We start from the raw sequence: 19678 nt of genomic DNA, 5'->3' as shown, positions 1-19678 counted from the left end.
CATGCGCACCTCTCTGACGATCACCGCGCTGGCGCTGGCCGGAACCCTCGCGGGCACGGGCATCGCCCACGCCGACGGCACGCTCACGTGGACCGTCGCGAACAGCGTGGCCACCGGCGACCAGGACAACGCCGCCGTCGCTTCCGTCCGCACCGGCTACACCGCCGTCGTGTGGGAAGACGACCGCGACTCCACGAACCCGACCGACAACCTGCACAGCGAGATCTTCCTGCGGCTCTACCGCGATGGTGTCTCTCTCTACGAGAAGAAGCTTTCAGCGGTGGGCACCGGAAACTGGCGCCACCTCCAGCCCGATGTCGCGCTGCACGAGGACGGCAGCGCGGTCGTCGTCTGGGCCGACGACACCGACGGGAACGGGTACTACCAAATCGCCGTGCGCGCGGTGAACACCGCGGGCACGGTCACCGGGTCCGCCACCGCGAACGGCTCCTCGGCGGGACAGCAGACATACCCGACCGTGGCCGCCGACCCCGACGGACCGGGTTTCGCGGTCGCCTTCGAGGACAAGCAGAGCACCACAGCGCCGACCGTGCGGGTCTCCGGGTTCGCGTCCATCACGTCGAAGACGTATGAGGTGCAAGCGCACGCCACGGGCGGCACCCACCAGCGTCCCGATGTCGCGATGGGCGCCGCGCAGAACGCGATCGTGGTGTGGGACGAGGACGGCGACGCGAACGCGACGTTCAACATCGCCCGCAAGAGCTTCACCTCATCGGGTGCGGCCAAGCTCGCCCAAGCGGTGGTCAACGTGAACGCCGGCGGGCAGCAGCGGCACCCGTCCGTGGCGGCGAACTTCAACGGCGACTTCGTCGTCGGCTGGGAGACCGACCACACCGGCGTCGCGCAGGTCGGCGTCCGGTCGTTCTCGGCCACCGGCACGGCGGGCTCGGCCGCCGACACGCTGGTCCCCGGCGTCGACCCCCAGGTCGGCATCGATGACCAGCGCGCCGCTGTCGTCAACTGGTCCGAGGCCTCGGACGTGTACGCCCAGGGCCTCAACCCAGACGGCTCCGCCACCGGACGGCTGGCGCGGCAGCGGCTCAACACGACCGTCACCGGGCGGCAGGACGAGCCCGCGGTGGCGGTCGACCCGTGGGGACTGATCACCTTGGCCTACACCGATGACAACGACGGCAACGGTTTCGACCAGGTCTACCTCGGCACCGGACTGATCAACAGCACCTGGTGAGGTGGGTGGCCCGGCCTCCCGGCCGGGCCACTCCGCTCACAGGAACCGTGAGATGTTGTCCGCGAACCGCTGCCACACCGCGCGCGCCGCGCCGCCCGACACGGTGAGCGACGCGGAGAGTGTCCACGGCCCCCAGGCCTCGACGTCGAGTTCGTAGCCGTAGCGGCCGTACTGGAAGCGGAAGGTGATGTACCGGTCGGCGCCCTCGGTGTGCCCTGGCAGCGACCGGAACGTCCAACTCGTCGGGGTCCGGTCGACCACGATCACCGGATTCGTCGTCCCGAACAGGGGGAAGCCCGGCACCGAGTACAGCTCGCAGCGCTGGCCGACCTGCGGCAGGTACGTGCAGTTGCTGTCGAAGGGGAAGTACGCGGTCAGCCGCCCGGCGACGGTCGAGGTCAGGTGCTCGGGGTTGTAGGCGGTCTCTACCCACAGGTCGTATCTGTAGTGGTACGACAGGTCCGTGGGGTCGGCTTGGTCGGCGGACGCGGGGGCGGCCGTCACCCCGGCGAACAGGGCCACGACGAGGGCGACGATCGAGACGATACGTCGGGTAATCAACTTTTCACTCTCCGTTCGGTCCATACGCTCACCGTGGCCTGACAGGCGGGAGTGCGGCAAGTCATGCCAGCCAACCGGGTTACCCTGCTCACACGCTCGTGCGTTCGGCACGCAGCGATCCCCATGAAGGAGTACGGAAAGCCGTGAGTGAGCGCACCCTGGTCCTGGTCAAGCCCGACGGTGTGAGCCGTGGCCTGGTCGGCGAGGTCATCTCCCGCATCGAGCGCAAGGGCCTCACGCTGGCCGCACTCGAACTGCGCAACGTCGAGCGCGATGTCGCCGAGCAGCACTACGCCGAGCACGACGGCAAGCCGTTCTTCGAGTCGCTGCTCGAGTTCATCACCTCCGGCCCGGTCGTGGCGCTGGTCGTCGAGGGCCCCCGCGCCATCGCCGCGTTCCGCCAGCTGGCGGGCGGCACCGACCCGGTCGAGAAGGCCACCCCGGGCACCATCCGCGGTGACTTCGGCCTGGAGGTCCAGTTCAACCTCGTGCACGGCTCGGACTCGGTCGAGTCCGCCGAGCGCGAGATCAAGCTGTGGTTCCCCAACCTGTGATCATGGCGGCTGCCACCCCGTGACAGCGGGGTGGCAGCCGACTCACTATGGACAAGGCCGCGCGCAAAGAGGTCCTCAAGGCGCTTCGCGAACAGCAGCGCGCTCGCTTCTGGGCGACGCTCGGGTTGACGAACTCGCAGCTCGACGCTCTGCATGAGCACATCCGGGCCAACCCTGACTGGTTGTTGCGGCGGCGATCTCGCGCTGTCGGAACATTGGGCGAACTGGGCGGACGTCGAGTGGTCCCAGTTGGAAGAGGCCCTGTGGGAACTCGGCGGGTACTGCGACTGCGAGGTCGAAGCCAACGTCTGCCCTGACGGCTAAATCCCTCGAAACTGTCGGTCCCCACGTCTAGGGTTCGGCGAGTGGGTGGGAATAGCGCGCTGGTGCGCGCGGATGGGCTGACCAAGCGCTTCGGGGAGTTCGAGGCGGTCCGAGGCATCGACCTCGACGTGCGGCCGGGGGAGGCGTTCGGCTTCCTCGGGCCCAACGGCGCGGGCAAGTCCTCGACGATGCGGATGATCTCCTGCGTGTCACCGCGCAGCGGCGGCGAGCTGACCGTCCTGGGCATGGACCCGGATCGGCAGGGCCCGCAAATCCGTGCCCGCCTGGGCGTGGTGCCGCAGCTCGACAATCTCGACAACGACCTCTCGGTCCGGCAGAACCTGCACATCTACGGCCGCTACTTCGGCCTCGGCAAAGCACATCTGCGTGAGAAGGCCGCCGAGCTCCTCGACTTCGCCCAGCTCACCGAGCGCGCCGACGACCCGGTCGAGCCGCTCTCCGGCGGCATGAAGCGACGCCTGACCATCGCGCGCTCGCTGATCAACGATCCCGAGATGCTGCTGCTCGACGAACCCACCACCGGGCTCGACCCGCAGGCGCGGCATCTGTTGTGGGACAAGCTGTTCCGGCTCAAGCAGGACGGCGTGACGCTCATCGTCACGACGCACTACATGGATGAAGCAGAGCAGTTGTGCGACCGTCTCGTCGTCATGGACAACGGCCGGATCGCCGCCGAGGGCAGCCCCGGTGAGCTGATCGCCAAGTACTCCACCCGGGAGGTCCTCGAACTGCGCTTCACCCCGGGGACGCAGCAGGACATCGAGCCGCTCGTCACCGACCTCGCCGACCGCGTCGAAGTCCTGCCCGACCGTCTGCTGCTCTACACCGCCGACGGCGAGGCGGCCCTGGCCGCGGCGCACTCGCGCGGGGTTCAACCGGTGTCGAGTCTCGTCCGCCGCAGCACACTGGAGGACGTCTTCCTCCGCCTCACCGGCCGGACGCTGGTGGACTGATGACCTCCGTCCTCGCCCGGCCTGCCACCGGCCGCGTCCTGAGCCCGACCCGGGCGTCGCTGCTCGTCGTCGACGGCCTGTGGACCTGGTACCGCCGCAACTGGCGGGCCTCGGTCACGTCCGGCTTCCTGCAGCCCGTGCTCTACCTGGTCGCCCTCGGGTTCGGCTTCGGCTCGCAGGTGACGGCGAGCCCGACGACCCTGGGCCTGCCGTACGTGCAGTACCTGGCGCCCGCGCTGCTCGTCGCATCCCTCATGCAGGTCGCCGCGTTCGAGTCGACCTACCCGATCCTGGCCGCGTTCCGCTGGCAGCGCACATACCTGGCGATCACGTCGACGCCGATCACCCCGAGCCAGGTCCTCGCGGGCCAACTCGGCTGGATCGCCATCCGCCTGAGCTTCACCGCCGTCGCGTTCACGCTGGTCGCGGCCGTTCTGGGCGCGATCACGGGGCCGGGCATCATCCTGTCGATCCTGATCAGCGTGCTGACCGGGATGGCCGTGAGCGCGCCGATCGTGGCGTACGCCGCGACCCTCGAGAACGAGGGTCAAGGGTTCAACGTGGTCTTCCGCTTCATCATCATCCCGATGACGCTGTTCGCCGGAACGTTCTTCCCGGTCGACCAGTTACCCGGATGGGTCCAACCACTGGTGTGGATCACCCCGCTCTGGCATGGCACCGAACTCTCCCGCGACGCCGCGTTCGCGACCCTGGAGTTGTGGCCCACGCTCGGCCACCTCACCTACCTGGCGGCGGTGGTCGCCGTCGGCGCGTACCTCGGTCGGCGCGTGTTCATCCGAAGGCTGGCGGTCTAGATGACCCAGACCATCATGCGTCCCGAGGCCGAGCCCGTGGGCCTGATGTTCCGCATGCTGCCCACGGGCATGTACGCGGGCCGGTCGTCGGTACTCGTCGAACGGTCCTACCTGGTCAACAAGCGGGCCTGGCTGATCATCTTCTCGGGCTTCTTCGAGACCCTGTTCTTCCTGTTCGGCCTGGGTTTCGGCTTCGGGAGGATGGTGGGGGAGGTCGCGGGCCCCGGCGGCACCCCGATCAGCTACGTCGCCTTCATCGCCCCAGCCCTGCTCGCCGCGTCGGCCATGAACGGCTCGGTCTACGACGCCACGTTCAACATCTTTTTCAAATTCAAATACAGCCGCCTCTACGACGCCATGCTCGCCACCCCACTGGGCCCGCTGGACATCGCGATCGGCGAGATCACCTGGGCCCTGATCCGCGGCGCCCTCTACGCGGGCGGCTTCCTCGCGGTGATGCTGGGCATGGGCCTGCTGACGTCCCCATGGGCCCTGCTGGCCCTGCCCGCCGCGATCCTGATCTCGTTCGGCTTCGCCGCGGTGGGGATGGCGTGCACGACGTTCATGCGGTCCTGGCAGGACTTCGACTACGTGCAACTCGCGCTGATGCCGATGTTCCTGTTCTCGTCGACGTTCTTCCCACTGAGCGTCTACCCGGAGCCACTGCAGATCGCCATCAAGTGCTTCCCGCTCTACCACGCGATCGAGATCATGCGGGGCTTGTGCATGGGCTTTGTGGACCTGTCGATGCTCGGCCACCTCGGATACTTCGCCGCCATGGTCGCCATCGGCGTCACCATCTCCGCCAAGCGCCTCGGCAAGCTCCTGCTCTCCTAGATGGAAATGACCTGCACGAGGGATTCCAGTCCGACGAAATCCTTTGGGTTTCTGGTCAAAACTGGTAGATCGTTGGCGACAGCTGTCGCCGCGATGAATAGATCGGCGGTTCGGCCACGAGGTTTTCGCCCGGCGAGTCTGACCAAGAGATCGACCTGTCCGTAGGCTCGCGCCGATTCTGCATCGAACGGAAGCACATCGAAGGTGGCCTCAGCGGCTTGGAGCGCGCGCTGGCGACCGATCCGCTCGACCGGGTCGGTCGCGTATCCAACGCCAGCCGTCAATTCGGCCAGCGTGACGGCACTGATCGCGATTTCGTCAGGCAGCCGAGCGCGGTCGACCTCGTGGAGGTCAATGATGACGGAGGTGTCGAGAATAGCGCGGCTGAGCTCAGTCATCGTCGGTACGACGCTCCCATGGGTCACGAGGGTAAGGGTCGATAGCGGCGTCCATCTCCGCTCGCATCTGCGCGAAATCGATCTTCGGAACATGGGCGAAGGCGCGGAGAACCTCGTCGATGGGCACGAAGCGGCGCCGCCGGATGGGAACGACTTCCGCGATGGGCGTCCCATTGCGGGTCAGAATGAAGCCCTCGCCGTTCTCCAGCGCCCGGAATATGACCGCGCTGTCGTTGCGCATCTCCCGCTGAGTGATGTATCTGGTCACGTGCCCATCATACTCCGGGATGCTACGATTCGCTACACATGATCGGGCGTTCAGAACTACTCTGTTCGGATGCCTTCCGACGCGCTGCGCCATGCCCTGGTCGACCCCGGTCCCGCTTTGCGCCCGTTGCCGAATCGCGTCGCGGATCTCCTGATCACGGTGGCCGCCCCACCCCGCTTGGCTGCCCACTTGCGCGCCGTGCATGACGTGGCGATGCACCTCGTCGACTGGGTGGCGCTGCATCACCCCACCGTCGAGTTCGACCGCGAAGCCGTCCTCTTCGGCGCCGCCACCCACGACATCGGTAAGACCCTCCACCCCGACGAGCTGTTCGGCCCCGGCTCCGCCCACGAGCAGGCGGGCTACGAGCTGGTCCGCGCCCACGGCGTCGACGAGCGGCTCGCCCGCTTCGCCCGCGACCACGCCTCATGGACCGGCCCGAACGTCGGCTTCGAAGACCTGCTGGTCAGCCTGGCCGACAAAGTCTGGAAGGCCAAACGTGTCCCCGACCTGGAGCAACGCGTGGTCGACCACCTCGCGGCCGCAGCCGGGCAGGAGTCGTGGGAGGCGTTCCTGGCACTCGACGACTTCCTCGACGCGCTCGCCGCCGACGCCGACAGCAGGCTGGCGTTCCAGGCGAGCCACCCCGTGGCCGTCTGACCCGATTCCGAAGGGTTACCCTGGTCAGTTGTGAGCGTCGAGTCAGTTTTCCCCCAGCTTGAGCCCCTGCTCCCCAGGGTCTCCAAGCCCGTCCAGTATGTCGGCGGGGAGCTCAATGCCACCGTCAAGCCCTGGGACAGCGCCAACGTCCGCTGGGCGCTGATGTACCCCGACGCCTACGAGGTGGGGCTGCCCAACCAGGGCGTCATGATCCTCTACGAGGTGCTCAACGAGCAGCCCGACGTCCTGGCCGAGCGCACCTACGCGGTGTGGCCGGACCTCGAGAAGCTGATGCGGGAGCACAACGTCCCCCAGTTCACCGTCGACGGCCACCGCCCGCTCGGCGCGTTCGACATCCTCGGCGTCAGCTTCTCCACCGAGCTCGGCTACACCAACATGCTCACCGCGCTGGACCTCGCCGGCATCCCGCTGCACGCCGAGGACCGGACCGAGGCCCACCCCGTCGTGCTCGCAGGCGGGCACGCGTCGTTCAACCCGGAGCCGGTCGCGGACTTCATCGACGCGGCCGTGCTGGGTGACGGCGAGGAGGCTGTCCTCGAGATCTCCGACATCATCCGGCAGTGGAAGGCCGAGGGCCGCCCCGGCGGCCGCGACGAGTTGCTGACCCGCATGGCCGAGACCGGTGGCGTCTACATCCCGCGCTTCTACGACGTCACCTACGGCGACGACGGTTCGCTCGGGCAGGCCAAGCCCAACCGCGACCGCATCCCCGAGACCATCGCCAAGCGCACCACGATGGACCTCGACGCCTGGCCGTACCCGAAGCAGCCGCTGGTGCCGCTCGCCGAGAGCGTGCACGAGCGGATGAGCGTGGAGATCTTCCGCGGCTGCACCCGCGGTTGCCGCTTCTGCCAGGCGGGCATGATCACCCGCCCGGTGCGCGAGCGCTCCATCGAGGGCATCGGCGCGATGATCCAGAAGGGGCTGGAGGCCAGCGGGTTCGAGGAAGTCGGCCTGCTCTCGCTCTCCAGTGCCGACCACAGCGAGATCGGCGAGATCACCAAGCAGCTCGCCGACCGCTACGAAGGCACCAACACCGGCCTGTCGCTGCCCAGCACCCGGGTCGACGCGTTCAACATCGACTTGGCGAATGAGCTGTCCCGCAACGGAAGGCGCTCGGGTCTCACCTTCGCGCCCGAGGGCGGCAGCGAGCGCATCCGGCGCGTCATCAACAAGATGGTGTCCGAAGAGGACCTCATCAAGACCGTGAGCGCCGCCTACGCCAACGGCTGGCGCCAGGTGAAGCTGTACTTCATGTGCGGGCTCCCCACCGAGACCGACGACGACGTCCTGCAGATCGCCGAGATGGCGAAGAACGTCATCCGCGCGGGCCGGGAAGCCAGTGGCCGCAAGGACATCCGCTGCACCATCTCCATCGGCGGGTTCGTCCCCAAGCCGCACACCCCGTTCCAGTGGGCCGCCCAGTGCGACCCGGACACTGTGGACAGTCGGCTGCGGAAACTGCGGGAGGCGGTCAACTCCGACCGCGACCGCAGCCTCGGCCGCAACATCGGCATGCGCTACCACGACGGCAAGCCCAGCCTCATCGAAGGCCTGCTGTCCCGCGGCGACCGCCGTGTGGGCCGCGTCATCGAACGAGTCTGGCGCGACGGCGGTCGCTTCGACGGCTGGAGCGAACACTTCTCCTACGAGCGCTGGGTTTCCTCGGCCGCCGCGGAACTGGAACCACTGGGGGTCGACCTCGCGTGGTTCACCACCCGCGAGCGCACCGAAGCGGAGGTCCTGCCCTGGGACCACCTCGACTCGGGCCTGGACAAGGAATGGCTCTGGGACGACTGGCAGGACGCCCTCGACGCCCGCGAACAGGACGACTGCCGCTGGACCCCGTGCTTCGACTGCGGCGTCTGCCCGGCGATGGGGACGGACATCGAGATCGGCCCCACCGGCCGCAAGCTGCTGCCGATCAGCCCGGTCGGCATCGGGTCCCCGGTGCAGAACCCGGCCCTGACCTCCCCATGACCGTCCGCCGTGCCACCGACGCCGACCTGGCGTCGGTGGCGCCGCACCACACGCAAACACGTGCTACCCGTTGACCGCAGCCAACGCGTCGACCATCCCGTGCCCATGGAAGCTGTTGTACGGCGCATACCCAGTGCAGTAAGCGTCCTGCCCGCCGGCACCATCAAGGTCATAATCCGCCGGACAAGGCACCGTCCGAGCCTGCCCGGTCAGCAGCCGACTCAACGCCTGCGGAGTCGCCCCCCGATGCGTGCTGGCCAACAGCGCCGCGACCCCCGAAACGTGCGGCGTCGCCATCGAAGTCCCACAAGATTTCGCATACCCGCCAGGCACCGTCGACAGCACACAGCTGTCCGATCCCTGGTCCCCGCCAGGCGCGGTCACATCGACCACCCCAAGCCCGTACGCGCTGTACCCAGCCTTGAGCTCCGAAGGACCCACCGCCGACACCGCCACCACCCCGCGCAACCCGGCGGGCAGCACCTTGCAGGTGTCGTCCAATGTCCGGCGTTCGCCCTTGACGTCCACCGTCTGCCCTTGTGGCCGGGCCAAGTCGATGTTCTCGTTCGACGCCGCCGCCACCACGAGCACGCCCCGCCGGGTCACGTAGTCGACCGCGCGGCGCACCGCCTCGGAGACCACGCGTTCGCCGTCGCGGTCGCAGGTCTGCAGCCACGGGTCGACGAAGTAGCTGTTGTTGGCCACCGCCATGCCCTGCGCGGCCGCCCACATCAGGCCGCACACCACCGCCTCGGGGAACACGAACCCGGCGTCGTCGACCACCTTCACCGACGCGAGCCGCACCCCGGGGGCGACCCCGGTGACGCCGCTGCCGTCGTCGGCGGCGGCGATGATCCCGGCGACGTGCGTGCCGTGCGGGGACTCCGTGGGCTGCCACGCCGCGGGCGTCGAGTCGGGCTTGCCGCGCAGGCAGCCGGCGGACCGGGCCGGGTCGACGGCGGACGCGAGGTCGGGGTGGGTGGAGTCGACCCCGGAGTCGAGCACCCCGACGACCACGTCGGAGCTGCCCGGGTTGATCGCGCGGGCCCGGTCGGCCCCGATCATCGCCATGTCCCACTGCTCGGCGGTCCGGTCGGCCTTGGGCACCTCGTACGCCGTCCGGGTGACCTCGACCTGTTTGGACCGGCCGACCGCGCTCTGCGCGCTGAACACCCGGTCGCGGCCCATCATCCCGGGGAACCGTCGATCACTGGACGTGACGACGCCCACACCGATCTGGGGGTAGTACGCCACCGTGGACCCGCACTTCGACGACGCTTCGACGGCGGCGTCCTCGGCGCTGGTCCATGGCTCGTAGAGCACGACGAACCGCACGTCGAGGTGGTGATCCCCGCAGATGACGGCACCTGGCTCCATGGGCACGGCGAACGCGGGCTCGGTGCTCACGAGCACCGTCGCGACCGCCGCGACACTGACCACCGCCGCCTGTGTTCGGCGCAGCAGAGGCACGGGCGACCTCCAGTACTGGCCTGCCGGATTCCTCGGATCGTGCTGACCACTCGCTGCGGACGGTAGCCACGACCCGCCCGGGAGACAACCTGGACGACGGAATTGGCCGCCGGTCGGCCCCGGGTGCTGCCAATCGGAGTAATTCAGGCGGCGAATCGCGCCACGGTACGGTTCCCCCTGCAGGCAGAAGCACCGTCGGACACATCCCCTAGGAGTAATCCTGAGTCGCCAGGATCAGCCCAACCCGTCGGCCGCGCCGGTGCAGAAGCTGCGCCTGCGCTACGCCAAGCGGGGACGGCTCCGCTTCACCTCGCACCGCGACGTGGCCCGCACGTTCGAGCGCGCGCTGCGCCGGGCGGGGGTGCCGATGGCCTACTCCCAGGGCTTCAGCCCGCACCCGAAGATCTCGTGGATCGGCGCCGCCCCGACCGGGGTGGCCAGCGAGGCCGAGTACGTGGAGATCTCCGTTGTCGAGGCGGTCGACCCCGCCAGGCTGGCCGCCGCGCTCGACGAGGCGCTCCCGCCGGGCATCGACGTGCTGGAGTCGGTCGTGGCCGGGCCGGGCGGGCTCGCGGAGCGGATGGAGGCCAGCCGCTGGCGCGTCGAGCTGCCGGGCGTGCCGGTCGACGAGCTGCGTGCCGCGGTGGCGAAGCTCCTCGCCGAGGAACACGTCGAAGTGGAGCGGCTCACCAAGGACGGCAGGCGGCTGATCGATGCTCGACCTGCGGTTATTCGTGCCGACGTGCTCGACTCCGCCGACCCGGAGTCCGGTGTGGGCATCGACATGCCAGTGGATTCGACCCCGTATGGGATACTGGTCGCGGTCGTTCGGCAGACAACACCCGCCGTTCGGCCCGACGACGTACTGAGCGCGTTGCGCGTCGTCGCCGCTCTGGAACCGCCCGTGCCCGCGAAGGCGACGCGGATGGCCCAGGGACGGCTTGACGACGATGGCGTTCTGTCCGACCCGCTGGCCCTTGATCGGGCGGCGACAGCCGGATAGTCCGCCTGGGAGACGCAAAGCCTCACCGTGGTCGAACGACCTGCCGTCAGCCGGTGTCGGTCCCATGACCGGCATCGAGACGGCGAGAGGCGAGGATTCCCGCCGCCTTGCGCGGTGGAAACACAACTAGGCCCCTGAGCGGCCGCGTCTGCAGGGACGCGCCCGGGGGCGGAGGAGTTACATGTCGGATATGTCGAACCCTGCCGGAAGCACCGGCGGGGCTACCACCACAACTACCCATGCGGCGCTGGCGGATCTTCCCGCCAAGGTTCGGGTGCACGCCCTCGCGAAGCTGCTGGAAGTCAGCAGCAAGGACGTCATCAGCGCCCTCACCGACCTCGGTGAAGAGGTGCGCGGCGCGCAGTCCAGCGTCAGCCGCGACGTGGCCATCAAGGTCGCCGAGGCCCTGACCAGCGACAGCACCGCCGATACCGTCACCGAGACGGTGGAGGCGCCGGTCGAGCCGGAGCCCGTGGCTCCGCGCAAGGCCCGGATACCGCCGACGCCGGTGTTCGCGTCGGCGTCGCCGCTGTTCCTCCCGCCCGAGCCGGTCGTGGCCCCCGCGCCGGTCAAGCGGCGCGAGGAGCGCGACGAGGAGCCGATCGAGGAGATCGCCCCCAAGGTCGCCCCCAAGGTCGCGCCGAAGGCCGCCGCCCCCAAAGCCGCCGAGCCCGCCGACGACTCGCACGCCGACGATGACGACGAGGACGGTGGCGCGAGCCGCCGCCGCCGCCGTGGTCGCCGTGGTCGCGGTCGCGGAAAGGGCGTCAACGACGAGCCTGAGTCGACCGACATCCGGTCCGATTCCCGGTTGGACGCTGACGACGCCGCGGAGGCCGAAGAGCCCGCGCAGGACGAGCCGTCCACGCAGGACGACGAGACCGGCGACGCCGCCAGCCGCCGTCGCCGTCGCCGTCGCCGCCGCAAGGGCGGGGACGACGGTGACTACTCGGCCACCGAGTCCACTCCGGACGACCCGCCGAACACCGTGGTCCACGTTCGCGAGGTGCGCGACGAGAAGACCGAGGCCGCCGACGCCCGCAACGAGGTGCGCAGTGTGCGCGGCTCGACCCGGCTCGAGGCCAAGCGCCAGCGTCGCCGCGACGGCCGCGAGGCCGGTCGCAGGCGCGCCCCGATCCTGTCCGAGGCCGAGTTCCTGGCCCGCCGCGAGGCCGTCGACCGCGCGATGATCGTGCGGGAGAACCCGGACCGCACGCAGATCGCGGTCCTGGAGGACGGTGTGCTCGTCGAGCACTTCGTCACCTCGACCGGCACCGGCTCCCTGGTCGGCAACGTCTACCTGGGCCGTGTCCAGAACGTGCTGCCCAGCATGGAAGCCGCCTTCGTCGACATCGGCCGCGGCCGCAACGCCGTGCTCTACGCCGGTGAGGTCGACTGGGACGCCGCGGGCCTGGAAGGCAAGGCCCGCAAGATCGAGCAGGCCCTGTCCACCGGCGACAGCGTGCTCGTGCAGGTCACCAAGGACCCGATCGGACACAAGGGCGCCCGGCTCACCACCCAGATCTCGCTGCCCGGCCGCTTCCTGGTCTACGTGCCCGGCGGCGGCGCCACCGGCATCTCCCGCAAGCTGCCGGAGAATGAGCGGCGCAGGCTCAAGGACGTCCTCAAGCGGATCGTCCCCGAGGACGCGGGCGTCATCATCCGCACCGCCTCGGAGGGCATCAGCGAGGAAGAGCTGGGCCGCGACGTCCGCAGGCTGCAGGCGCAGTGGCAGGTCATCAAGGACAAGTCCGAAGGCACCAACGGCGTCAAGAAGGCCGGCTCTCCCTCGCTGCTCTACGAGGAGCCCGATCTGCTGGTGAAGGTCGTCCGCGACCTGTTCACCGAGGACTTCTCGACGCTCGCGGTCCAGGGTGAGACGGCGTGGGAGACGATCGACTCCTACGTCCGCCACGTGGCCCCCGAGCTGCTCGACCGGGTCCGCCGCCACGTCGGCCCGAAGGACGTCTTCTCCGAGACGCGGGTCGATGAGCAGCTGCTCAAGGCGCTCGACCGCAAGGTCTGGCTGCCCTCGGGCGGGTACCTGATCATCGACCGCACCGAGGCGATGACGGTCATCGACGTCAACACGGGCAAGTTCACCGGATCCGGTGGCAACCTCGAGGAGACGGTGACCCGAAACAACCTGGAGTCGGCCGAGGAGATCGTCCGCCAGCTCCGGCTGCGCGACATCGGCGGCATCATCGTCATCGACTTCATCGACATGGTGCTCGAATCCAACCGGGACCTGGTCCTGCGCAGGCTCACCGAGTGCCTTGGCCGCGACCGCACCCGCCACCAGGTCGCCGAGGTCACCTCCCTTGGTCTCGTGCAGATGACCCGCAAGCGGGTCGGCACGGGCCTGCTGGAGGCCTTCAGCAACACCTGTGAGCACTGCAAGGGCCGTGGCGTGGTGGTCAGCACCGAGACCGCCAAGGCCGCGCCCGCGCCGCAGCAACAGCAGCACCAGCAGCCCGCTCCGCAGAAGGAGAAGGAGCCGGAGCAGAGCGGCGGCGGCAGGCGCCGCGGCCGGGATCGCGACCGGGACAAGGGCAAGGACCAGCAGCAGCCGGTCGTCAAGGACGAGCCGGTGCGCGACGACGTGAAGAACGCCGTCGCCACCATCGCCAAGGCGACGGTCAAGCACGCCGACGACGGCCACCACGACGTCGAACCGGTGGCCACCAAAGTCCCCGAGTCCGTCACCAAGGCCGCTGAGCCCGCCGTCGAGGCCCCTGTGGCCCCGGCGAAGGGTGACGTGTCCGGCGACGGTCACGCGGAGCACGACAACGCGGGCAACGGGCGCGCGCCCGAGGCCGACGTCGAAACCCCCGCGGCCCCCGCCGTCTCTGCGCCCCGCAGGCGCAGCAGGCGGACCGCCTCGCGGCCGGCAGGCCCGCCGGTCAACGCAGGTCAGGAGGGCTGATGGCGAGCATCACCATCACCATTGGCCACCCCGGTTTGACCTCGATTCCCACGGCCACGTAACCTGTGACACGGCCCGCCGTTCGGTGGGCCGTGTCGTGAGAAGCCCAGCTCGGTGTGGTTCTTCCGGAGCCAGGGCACCCATGACCCCCATTGTCTAGTAAGCAGGAGCCTTCCCGATGTACGCGATCGTCAAGACCGGCGGCAAGCAGTACAAGGTGGCTGTCGGCGACGTCGTCGAGGTCGAGAAGCTTGTCGGCACGCCCGGCACCGAGCTGAGCCTCGCCGCGGTGCTCGTTGTCGACGGCACCGACGTCACCACCGACGCGGACGCCCTGGCGAAGGTTTCGGTGACCGGCAAGGTCGTCGAGCAGACCAAGGGCCCCAAGATTCGTATCCACAAGTTCAAGAACAAGACCGGCTACCACAAGCGTCAGGGTCACCGTCAGAAGTTGACCCGCGTCGAGGTCACCGGCATCACGGTTAAGTGAGGACCTGAGCAGCCATGGCACACAAAAAGGGTGCATCCAGCTCGCGTAACGGGCGTGACTCCAACGCCCAGTACCTCGGCGTGAAGCGCTACGGCGGCCAGGTCGTCAAGTCCGGCGAAATCCTGCTCCGTCAGCGCGGCACCAAGTTCCACCCCGGTGTGAACGTCGGCCGCGGTAAGGACGACACGCTGTTCGCCCTGGCCGCGGGCGCGGTCCAGTTCGGCGAGAAGCGCGGTCGCAAGACCGTCAACATCGTCCCCGTCGAAGCGGCTGCCTAAGCCGGTTCGATAGCAAGACTCCGACGAGGGGTGGGCTGGATCGCATCCGGCTCACCCCTCGTCTTTTGTTCGTTCTTGAGAGGAAATTCCAGTGTCCCGATTCGTCGACCGAGTGGTCATCCATGTTGCCGCGGGCAGCGGCGGCAACGGCTGTTCGTCGGTGCACCGGGAGAAGTTCAAGCCTCTCGGCGGCCCCGACGGGGGCAACGGGGGCAACGGCGGTGACGTCGTCCTCGTCGTGGACAGCAACGTCCACACGCTGCTCGACTTCCACTTCCGCCCGCACGCCGACGCCGGCAGCGGCAAGCAGGGTGGCGGCGCGAACCGCGACGGCGCCACCGGCGAGACCGTGGAGTGGAAGGTGCCCGACGGCACCGTCGTGCTCACGCCGGAAGGCGAGATCGTCGTCGACCTGGTCGGCCACGGCACCCGCTTCGTCGCCGCGCAAGGCGGCCGGGGTGGTCTCGGCAACGCCGCGCTGGCCTCCAAGGCCCGCCGCGCGCCCGGGTTCGCCCTGCTCGGCGAGCCAGGGGAGACCCGCGACCTGGTCTTGGAGCTGCGCTCGGTCGCCGACGCGGGCCTGCTCGGCTTCCCGTCCGCGGGCAAGTCGTCGCTCATCGCGGTGATGTCCTCGGCCAAGCCGAAGATCGCCGACTACCCGTTCACCACCCTGGTCCCGAACCTCGGCGTGGTCACGGCGGGGGAGTCGGTCTACACGATCGCCGACGTCCCGGGCCTGATCCCGGGGGCGAGCCAGGGCAAGGGCCTCGGCCTGGACTTCCTGCGCCACATCGAGCGCTGCTCGGTCCTGGTCCACGTGGTCGACTGCGCCACCTTCGAAGCCGACCGCGACCCGCTCTCCGACATCGACGCCCTCGAGCAGGAGCTGTCGCTCTACACGCCGTCGCTCGGCGGTGACCTCAACGACCGGCCGCGGATCGTGGTGCTCAACAAGATCGACGTGCCCGAGGCGCGCGAGTTGGCCGAGCTGGTCCGCCCCGAGATCGAGGCACGCGGACTGCCGGTGTTCGAAATCTCGACAGCCACCCGCGAGGGCCTGCGTGAACTCAGCTTCGCGCTGGGGAAGGTCATCGAGGAGGACCGGGCGAGCAAGCCCGCGCCCGAGGCGACGCGGACGGTCCTGCGGCCCACCGCCGTCGACGACGCGGGCTTCCGCGTCGAGTCCGACCCGGAGGAAGAGGGCGGGTTCATCGTCCACGGCGAGCGCCCGCAGCGGTGGGTCCGCCAGACCGACTTCACCAACACCGAGGCCGTGGGCTACCTCGGCGACCGGCTCGCGCGGCTCGGTGTCGAGGAGGCGCTGGCCAGGGCCGGTGCCCGCCCCGGCTGCCCGGTCACCATCGGCACGCACACGTTCGACTGGGAGCCGTCGACCCCGGCCGGTGTCGCGATGATGATGCACGGCCGCGGCAGCGACCCGCGTCTCGACCAGCCCGAACGCATCGGTGCCGCCGAGCGCAAGGTCGCCAAGCAGGCCCGCCGCGCGCGCACGGACGAGGACGACGACGAGTGACCCTGCGCTCGGCCACCCGCGAGGCGGTGACCTCGGCGCGGCTCATCGTGGTGAAGGTCGGCTCGTCGTCGCTGACGACGGCCGAGGGCGGGTTGGACCCGGCCCGGCTCGATGCCCTGGTCGACGCCGTCGCCGCCCGACGGGCGGCGGGCAGCCAGGTCGTCCTGGTGTCCTCGGGTGCCATCGCCGCGGGTCTCGCCCCCATGGGCATCCCGCGGCGCCCGCGTGACCTGGCCACTCAGCAGGCGGCGGCCAGCGTCGGGCAACTCGTGCTCGGCCACGCGTACGTGGCGTCTTTCGCGCGGTACTCGCTGACTGTCGGCCAAGTCCTGCTCACCGCCGACGATGTCGTCCGGCGCTCCCACTATCGCAACGCCCAGCGGACACTGTCTCGCCTACTGGCGTTGGGGATCGTCCCCGTGGTGAACGAGAACGACACCGTGGCGACGGAAGAGATCCGCTTCGGCGACAACGACCGGCTGGCCGCGTTGGTGGCCCACCTGATCGGCGCTGACGCGTTGGTGTTGCTGTCCGATGTGGACGCCCTCTACGACGGCGATCCCCGTCGTGGGGCCGCTCGCCGCATCGACGAGGTAGCCGATGCGTCCGATGTGGACGGAGTGGTGGCAGGCGCGAGCGGCGCCTCCGGTCTAGGAACCGGTGGTATGGCGTCGAAACTCGCCGCAGCCCGACTCGCCTCGGCGGCGGGCATCCCGGTGCTGCTGGCCTCCTCGGCGCACGCCCCCGAAGCGCTGACTACGGCAGGCGTGGGTACCGCGTTCGCCTCCGGCGGGCGCAGACTCACCGCCCGTCGCTTCTGGCTCGCCTACGCGGCCGAAGCCGTGGGCCGTTTGGTCCTCGACGACGGCGCCGTCGCCGCTGTAGCCGTTCGCCGCCGCTCCTTGCTGGCCGCCGGCATCACGTCGACCTCGGGCGACTTCGGCGTGGGCGACGTCGTCGAACTAGCCGACTCGACCGGCACAGTGATCGCGCGGGGTGTCGTCAACTTCGACTCGACCGAACTGCCTGCCTTGATCGGCCACTCCACGCACCACCTCCCCAACGACCAACGCCGCGAAGTCGTCCACGCAGACGACCTGGTCCCCCTACGCCACTAGGGCGTCCGCCTGACAAGCTGGCCACGCTCTCCAACCGCCGCCCCAAGGGGACCGTGACGACAATCGACCACGGTCACCACCACTCCGCATCTTTCGCATGACAGGTGACCAGCCGTTGAGATTCCGGGGAGGCGGACTAGTTCAGGTTGTTGTGGCGAGGGTGAACGGTAGGACCCCATCCGCGCCCGCGTCCCGCAGTGCCGCCGCGGCCACGGTCATGGTCCAACCGGAATCGATCTTGTCGTCCACCACCAGCACCGGTCCGTCCACTCCGGACACCGCCGCCGCCAGTTCCTCAGGCACCCGAACCGATCCCCACAAGTGCGCTAGCCGATGTGCGCTGTTCGCCCGCGCGCCCGGCCCGCCGGTGCGCACCTCGCCGAGCAGCGGCAACCGCCCGATCGTCGCGATCCGAGCGCCGAAGCTTGAGACCAGCTGGGGCCTGCTGCCGGACGCGATCGTCACCACGCCCACCGGCCGCTGCTCCCAGTCCCACGCCGACAACACCTTCACGCACGCGTCGAACACGTCGTCCGGGATCGGGCCGTCCTCGCAGGCGAAGACATCCCGCAAACGATTGCCCCAGCCGATGTCGGTCAGCCTGCCGAGCGCTCGCCCAGCCGCCGCTTTGTGACCCGCCTTGATGTTTCCCGACAACGACACACCCAGCGTCGCCATACCGGTCGGCCACTGCTTCTTCGGGGTGATCTCCACACCCGGCCTGCGCAGCCGTTCCCGCGCCGCGTCGACGTTGGCGCCCGAGATTTCGTCGCTCCAGCGCTCACCCGTGCAGTTGTCGCACCGGCCGCACGGCGCAGCGTGGGGGTCGTCCAACTCGCGCAGGAGGAACTCCATCCGGCAGCCGTCGGTGTCCTGGTAGTCCAAGATCGCCCGCTGCTCGGATTCCCGCGCGGTCGCGATCCGCGAGTAGCGCTCCTCGTCGTACTCCCACGGCTGCCCGGTCGACTCCCAGCCGCCGCGCACCCGCCGGACCGCGCCGTCGACGTCCAGCACCTTCAGGACCATCTCCAGCCTGCCCCTGGCCAGGTCGACCCTCGGTTCGAGCGCCTGCGTCGACAGCGCCTTGCCCGCGTCGTCCAACGCCGCCAACACCTCACGCACGACCCGCTCCGCGGGGAAGGCGAGCGACGCGAAGTACGACCAGATGTCCTTGTCCTCGCGCCCGGGCAGCAGCACTACATCCGCCCGCTTCACACCACGGCCCGCGCGACCGATCTGCTGGTAGTACGAGATCGGCGACTGCGGCGCGCCGACATGCACGACGAAACCGAGGTCCGGTTTGTCGAACCCCATGCCCAGCGCCGACGTCGCGACCAGTGCCTTCACCCGGTTGGCCAGCAGGTCGTCCTCGGCCTGCTGCCGTTCCGCGGTGTCGGTCCGGCCGGTGTACGCCGCCACCTCGAATCCGCGGTCGCGCAGGAACGACGCCAACTCCTCGGCCGCGGCCACCGTGAGCGTGTAGATGATCCCGGACCCGGTGAACCGGTCCAGGTTCTCCGCCAGCCACGCCAACCGGGCCTGCGCGGTCGGCAGGCGCAGCACGCCCAGCCGCAGGCTCTCCCGGTCGAGCGCGCCGCGCAGCACCATCGAGTCGTCGGTCAGCCCGAGCTGCTGCGCGACGTCCTGGACAACCCGGTTGTTCGCGGTCGCGGTCGTCGCGAGCACCGGCACGCCTTGCGGCAATTCCGCGATAAGCGTCCGCAGCCTGCGGTAGTCGGGCCGGAAATCGTGCCCCCAGTCGGAGATGCAATGCGCCTCGTCGACCACGAGCAGCCCGGCCGACGCGGTCAGCTTCGGCAGCACCGCGTCGCGGAAGTCCGGGTTGTTGAGCCGTTCCGGGCTCACCAGCAGCACGTCGACACTGCCGTCGGCGACGGCATCGTGCACCGCCTCCCAGTCCTGCATGTTGGCCGAGTTGATCGTCGCCGCGTGCACTCCGGCGCGCGCGGCCGCGTCGACCTGGTTGCGCATGAGCGCGAGCAGCGGCGACACGATCACCGTCGGCCCCTCGCCCAGCTCACGCAGCAGCGCGGTCGCGACGAAGTACACCGCCGACTTGCCCCACCCGGTCCGCTGCACCACCAGGGCGCGTCCGCGGTCGGCGACCAAACCGCGGATCGCGGTCCACTGGTCCTCCCGCAGTTGGGCGTCCGGACCCGCGAGGGCGCGGAGACGCTCCTCGGCTGATGCGCGCAATGCCTGCTCGTCCACGTCCACCTGCTTACCCCATTCGGCC

19 protein-coding genes are annotated in these 19678 nt (G+C 69.4%); 14 read left to right on the top strand and 5 right to left on the bottom strand.

What is annotated here, in order from left to right; translation table 11 throughout:
* The first annotated feature begins 1 nt into the window (after position 1).
* Entirely contained in the window at positions 2–1210 is a 1209-nt protein-coding gene (locus ACUZ2Y_RS11740; protein ID WP_476329814.1) for a hypothetical protein, read from the top strand.
* Positions 1211–1246: 36 nt separating this feature from the next.
* Here the strand turns inward: ACUZ2Y_RS11740 and ACUZ2Y_RS11735 are convergent, their stop codons facing one another.
* On the bottom strand, positions 1247–1771 hold the full coding sequence (locus tag ACUZ2Y_RS11735; RefSeq protein ID WP_476329812.1) for a hypothetical protein: 525 nt from the start codon (positions 1769–1771) through the stop codon (positions 1247–1249).
* Positions 1772–1914: 143 nt separating this feature from the next.
* Here ACUZ2Y_RS11735 and ndk point away from each other — a divergent pair, with 143 nt between their 5' ends.
* The 5 genes from ndk to ACUZ2Y_RS11710 all read left to right on the top strand — a co-directional run bounded on the left by ndk (position 1915) and on the right by ACUZ2Y_RS11710 (position 5275).
* Positions 1915–2325: a nucleoside-diphosphate kinase gene (ndk, locus tag ACUZ2Y_RS11730; protein ID WP_476329809.1), complete on the top strand. Its 411-nt coding sequence runs from the start codon at positions 1915–1917 to the stop codon at positions 2323–2325.
* Positions 2326–2478: 153 nt separating this feature from the next.
* Complete coding sequence (locus tag ACUZ2Y_RS11725) at positions 2479–2649, top strand: DUF2695 domain-containing protein (protein ID WP_476329808.1); 171 nt, start codon at positions 2479–2481, stop codon at positions 2647–2649.
* 41 nt (positions 2650–2690) lie between these two features.
* Positions 2691–3623 carry an ABC transporter ATP-binding protein gene (locus ACUZ2Y_RS11720; protein ID WP_476329805.1) on the top strand — a complete coding sequence of 311 codons (933 nt, stop codon included), beginning with the start codon at positions 2691–2693 and terminating at the stop codon, positions 3621–3623.
* A complete protein-coding gene (locus ACUZ2Y_RS11715; RefSeq protein ID WP_476329802.1) occupies positions 3623–4438 on the top strand; it encodes an ABC transporter permease in 816 nt (271 codons plus the stop codon). Before ACUZ2Y_RS11720 ends, ACUZ2Y_RS11715 begins: the two co-directional genes overlap by 1 nt.
* Positions 4439–5275 carry an ABC transporter permease gene (locus ACUZ2Y_RS11710; RefSeq protein WP_476329799.1) on the top strand — a complete coding sequence of 279 codons (837 nt, stop codon included), beginning with the start codon at positions 4439–4441 and terminating at the stop codon, positions 5273–5275.
* Here ACUZ2Y_RS11710 and ACUZ2Y_RS11705 read toward each other — a convergent pair.
* Together ACUZ2Y_RS11705 and ACUZ2Y_RS11700 are read right to left on the bottom strand one after the other, a co-directional pair.
* Complete coding sequence (locus ACUZ2Y_RS11705; RefSeq protein WP_476329797.1) at positions 5272–5673, bottom strand: PIN domain-containing protein; 402 nt, start codon at positions 5671–5673, stop codon at positions 5272–5274. The two genes, ACUZ2Y_RS11710 and ACUZ2Y_RS11705, sit on opposite strands and share 4 nt — an antisense overlap.
* A complete protein-coding gene (locus ACUZ2Y_RS11700; RefSeq protein WP_476329794.1) occupies positions 5666–5941 on the bottom strand; it encodes a type II toxin-antitoxin system Phd/YefM family antitoxin in 276 nt (91 codons plus the stop codon). Before ACUZ2Y_RS11700 ends, ACUZ2Y_RS11705 begins: the two co-directional genes overlap by 8 nt.
* Before the next feature lie 69 nt (positions 5942–6010).
* Between ACUZ2Y_RS11700 and ACUZ2Y_RS11695 the strand changes: the two genes are divergently transcribed.
* Positions 6011–6601, top strand: coding sequence for an HD domain-containing protein (locus tag ACUZ2Y_RS11695; protein ID WP_476329791.1), 591 nt, complete (start codon positions 6011–6013; stop codon positions 6599–6601).
* A gap of 30 nt (positions 6602–6631) precedes the next feature.
* The gene (locus tag ACUZ2Y_RS11690; RefSeq protein ID WP_476329788.1) at positions 6632–8602 is read left to right on the top strand and encodes a TIGR03960 family B12-binding radical SAM protein; all 1971 of its coding nucleotides are present in this window, start codon (positions 6632–6634) and stop codon (positions 8600–8602) included.
* Positions 8603–8665: 63 nt separating this feature from the next.
* Here ACUZ2Y_RS11690 and ACUZ2Y_RS11685 read toward each other — a convergent pair whose 3' ends face one another.
* The gene (locus ACUZ2Y_RS11685) at positions 8666–10072 is read right to left on the bottom strand and encodes a S8 family peptidase (protein WP_476329785.1); all 1407 of its coding nucleotides are present in this window, start codon (positions 10070–10072) and stop codon (positions 8666–8668) included.
* Positions 10073–10331: 259 nt separating this feature from the next.
* On the opposite strand from ACUZ2Y_RS11685, the gene ACUZ2Y_RS11680 reads away from it, so the two are divergent.
* The 6 genes from ACUZ2Y_RS11680 (at position 10332) to proB (ending at position 17421) form a co-directional block, all read left to right on the top strand.
* A complete protein-coding gene (locus tag ACUZ2Y_RS11680) occupies positions 10332–11075 on the top strand; it encodes a TIGR03936 family radical SAM-associated protein (protein WP_476329782.1) in 744 nt (247 codons plus the stop codon).
* Positions 11076–11256: 181 nt separating this feature from the next.
* The gene (locus tag ACUZ2Y_RS11675) at positions 11257–14001 is read left to right on the top strand and encodes a translation initiation factor IF-2 N-terminal domain-containing protein (RefSeq protein WP_476329780.1); all 2745 of its coding nucleotides are present in this window, start codon (positions 11257–11259) and stop codon (positions 13999–14001) included.
* Between the two features lie 178 nt (positions 14002–14179).
* Positions 14180–14491, top strand: coding sequence for a 50S ribosomal protein L21 (gene rplU, locus ACUZ2Y_RS11670; protein WP_091372430.1), 312 nt, complete (start codon positions 14180–14182; stop codon positions 14489–14491).
* Positions 14492–14505: 14 nt separating this feature from the next.
* Entirely contained in the window at positions 14506–14769 is a 264-nt protein-coding gene (rpmA, locus tag ACUZ2Y_RS11665) for a 50S ribosomal protein L27 (protein ID WP_187222694.1), read from the top strand.
* A 91-nt stretch (positions 14770–14860) separates the two neighbouring features.
* Positions 14861–16303: a GTPase ObgE gene (obgE, locus tag ACUZ2Y_RS11660; RefSeq protein WP_476329777.1), complete on the top strand. Its 1443-nt coding sequence runs from the start codon at positions 14861–14863 to the stop codon at positions 16301–16303.
* A complete protein-coding gene (proB, locus tag ACUZ2Y_RS11655) occupies positions 16300–17421 on the top strand; it encodes a glutamate 5-kinase (protein ID WP_476329774.1) in 1122 nt (373 codons plus the stop codon). Before obgE ends, proB begins: the two co-directional genes overlap by 4 nt.
* Before the next feature lie 141 nt (positions 17422–17562).
* Here the strand turns inward: proB and ACUZ2Y_RS11650 are convergent, their stop codons facing one another.
* A complete protein-coding gene (locus ACUZ2Y_RS11650; RefSeq protein WP_476329771.1) occupies positions 17563–19653 on the bottom strand; it encodes a RecQ family ATP-dependent DNA helicase in 2091 nt (696 codons plus the stop codon).
* Positions 19654–19678 lie beyond the last annotated feature (25 nt).

It is taken from the genome of Actinokineospora sp. UV203 (genome assembly GCF_056323665.1).
This window is presented reverse-complemented; position numbering and strand designations above follow the sequence as displayed.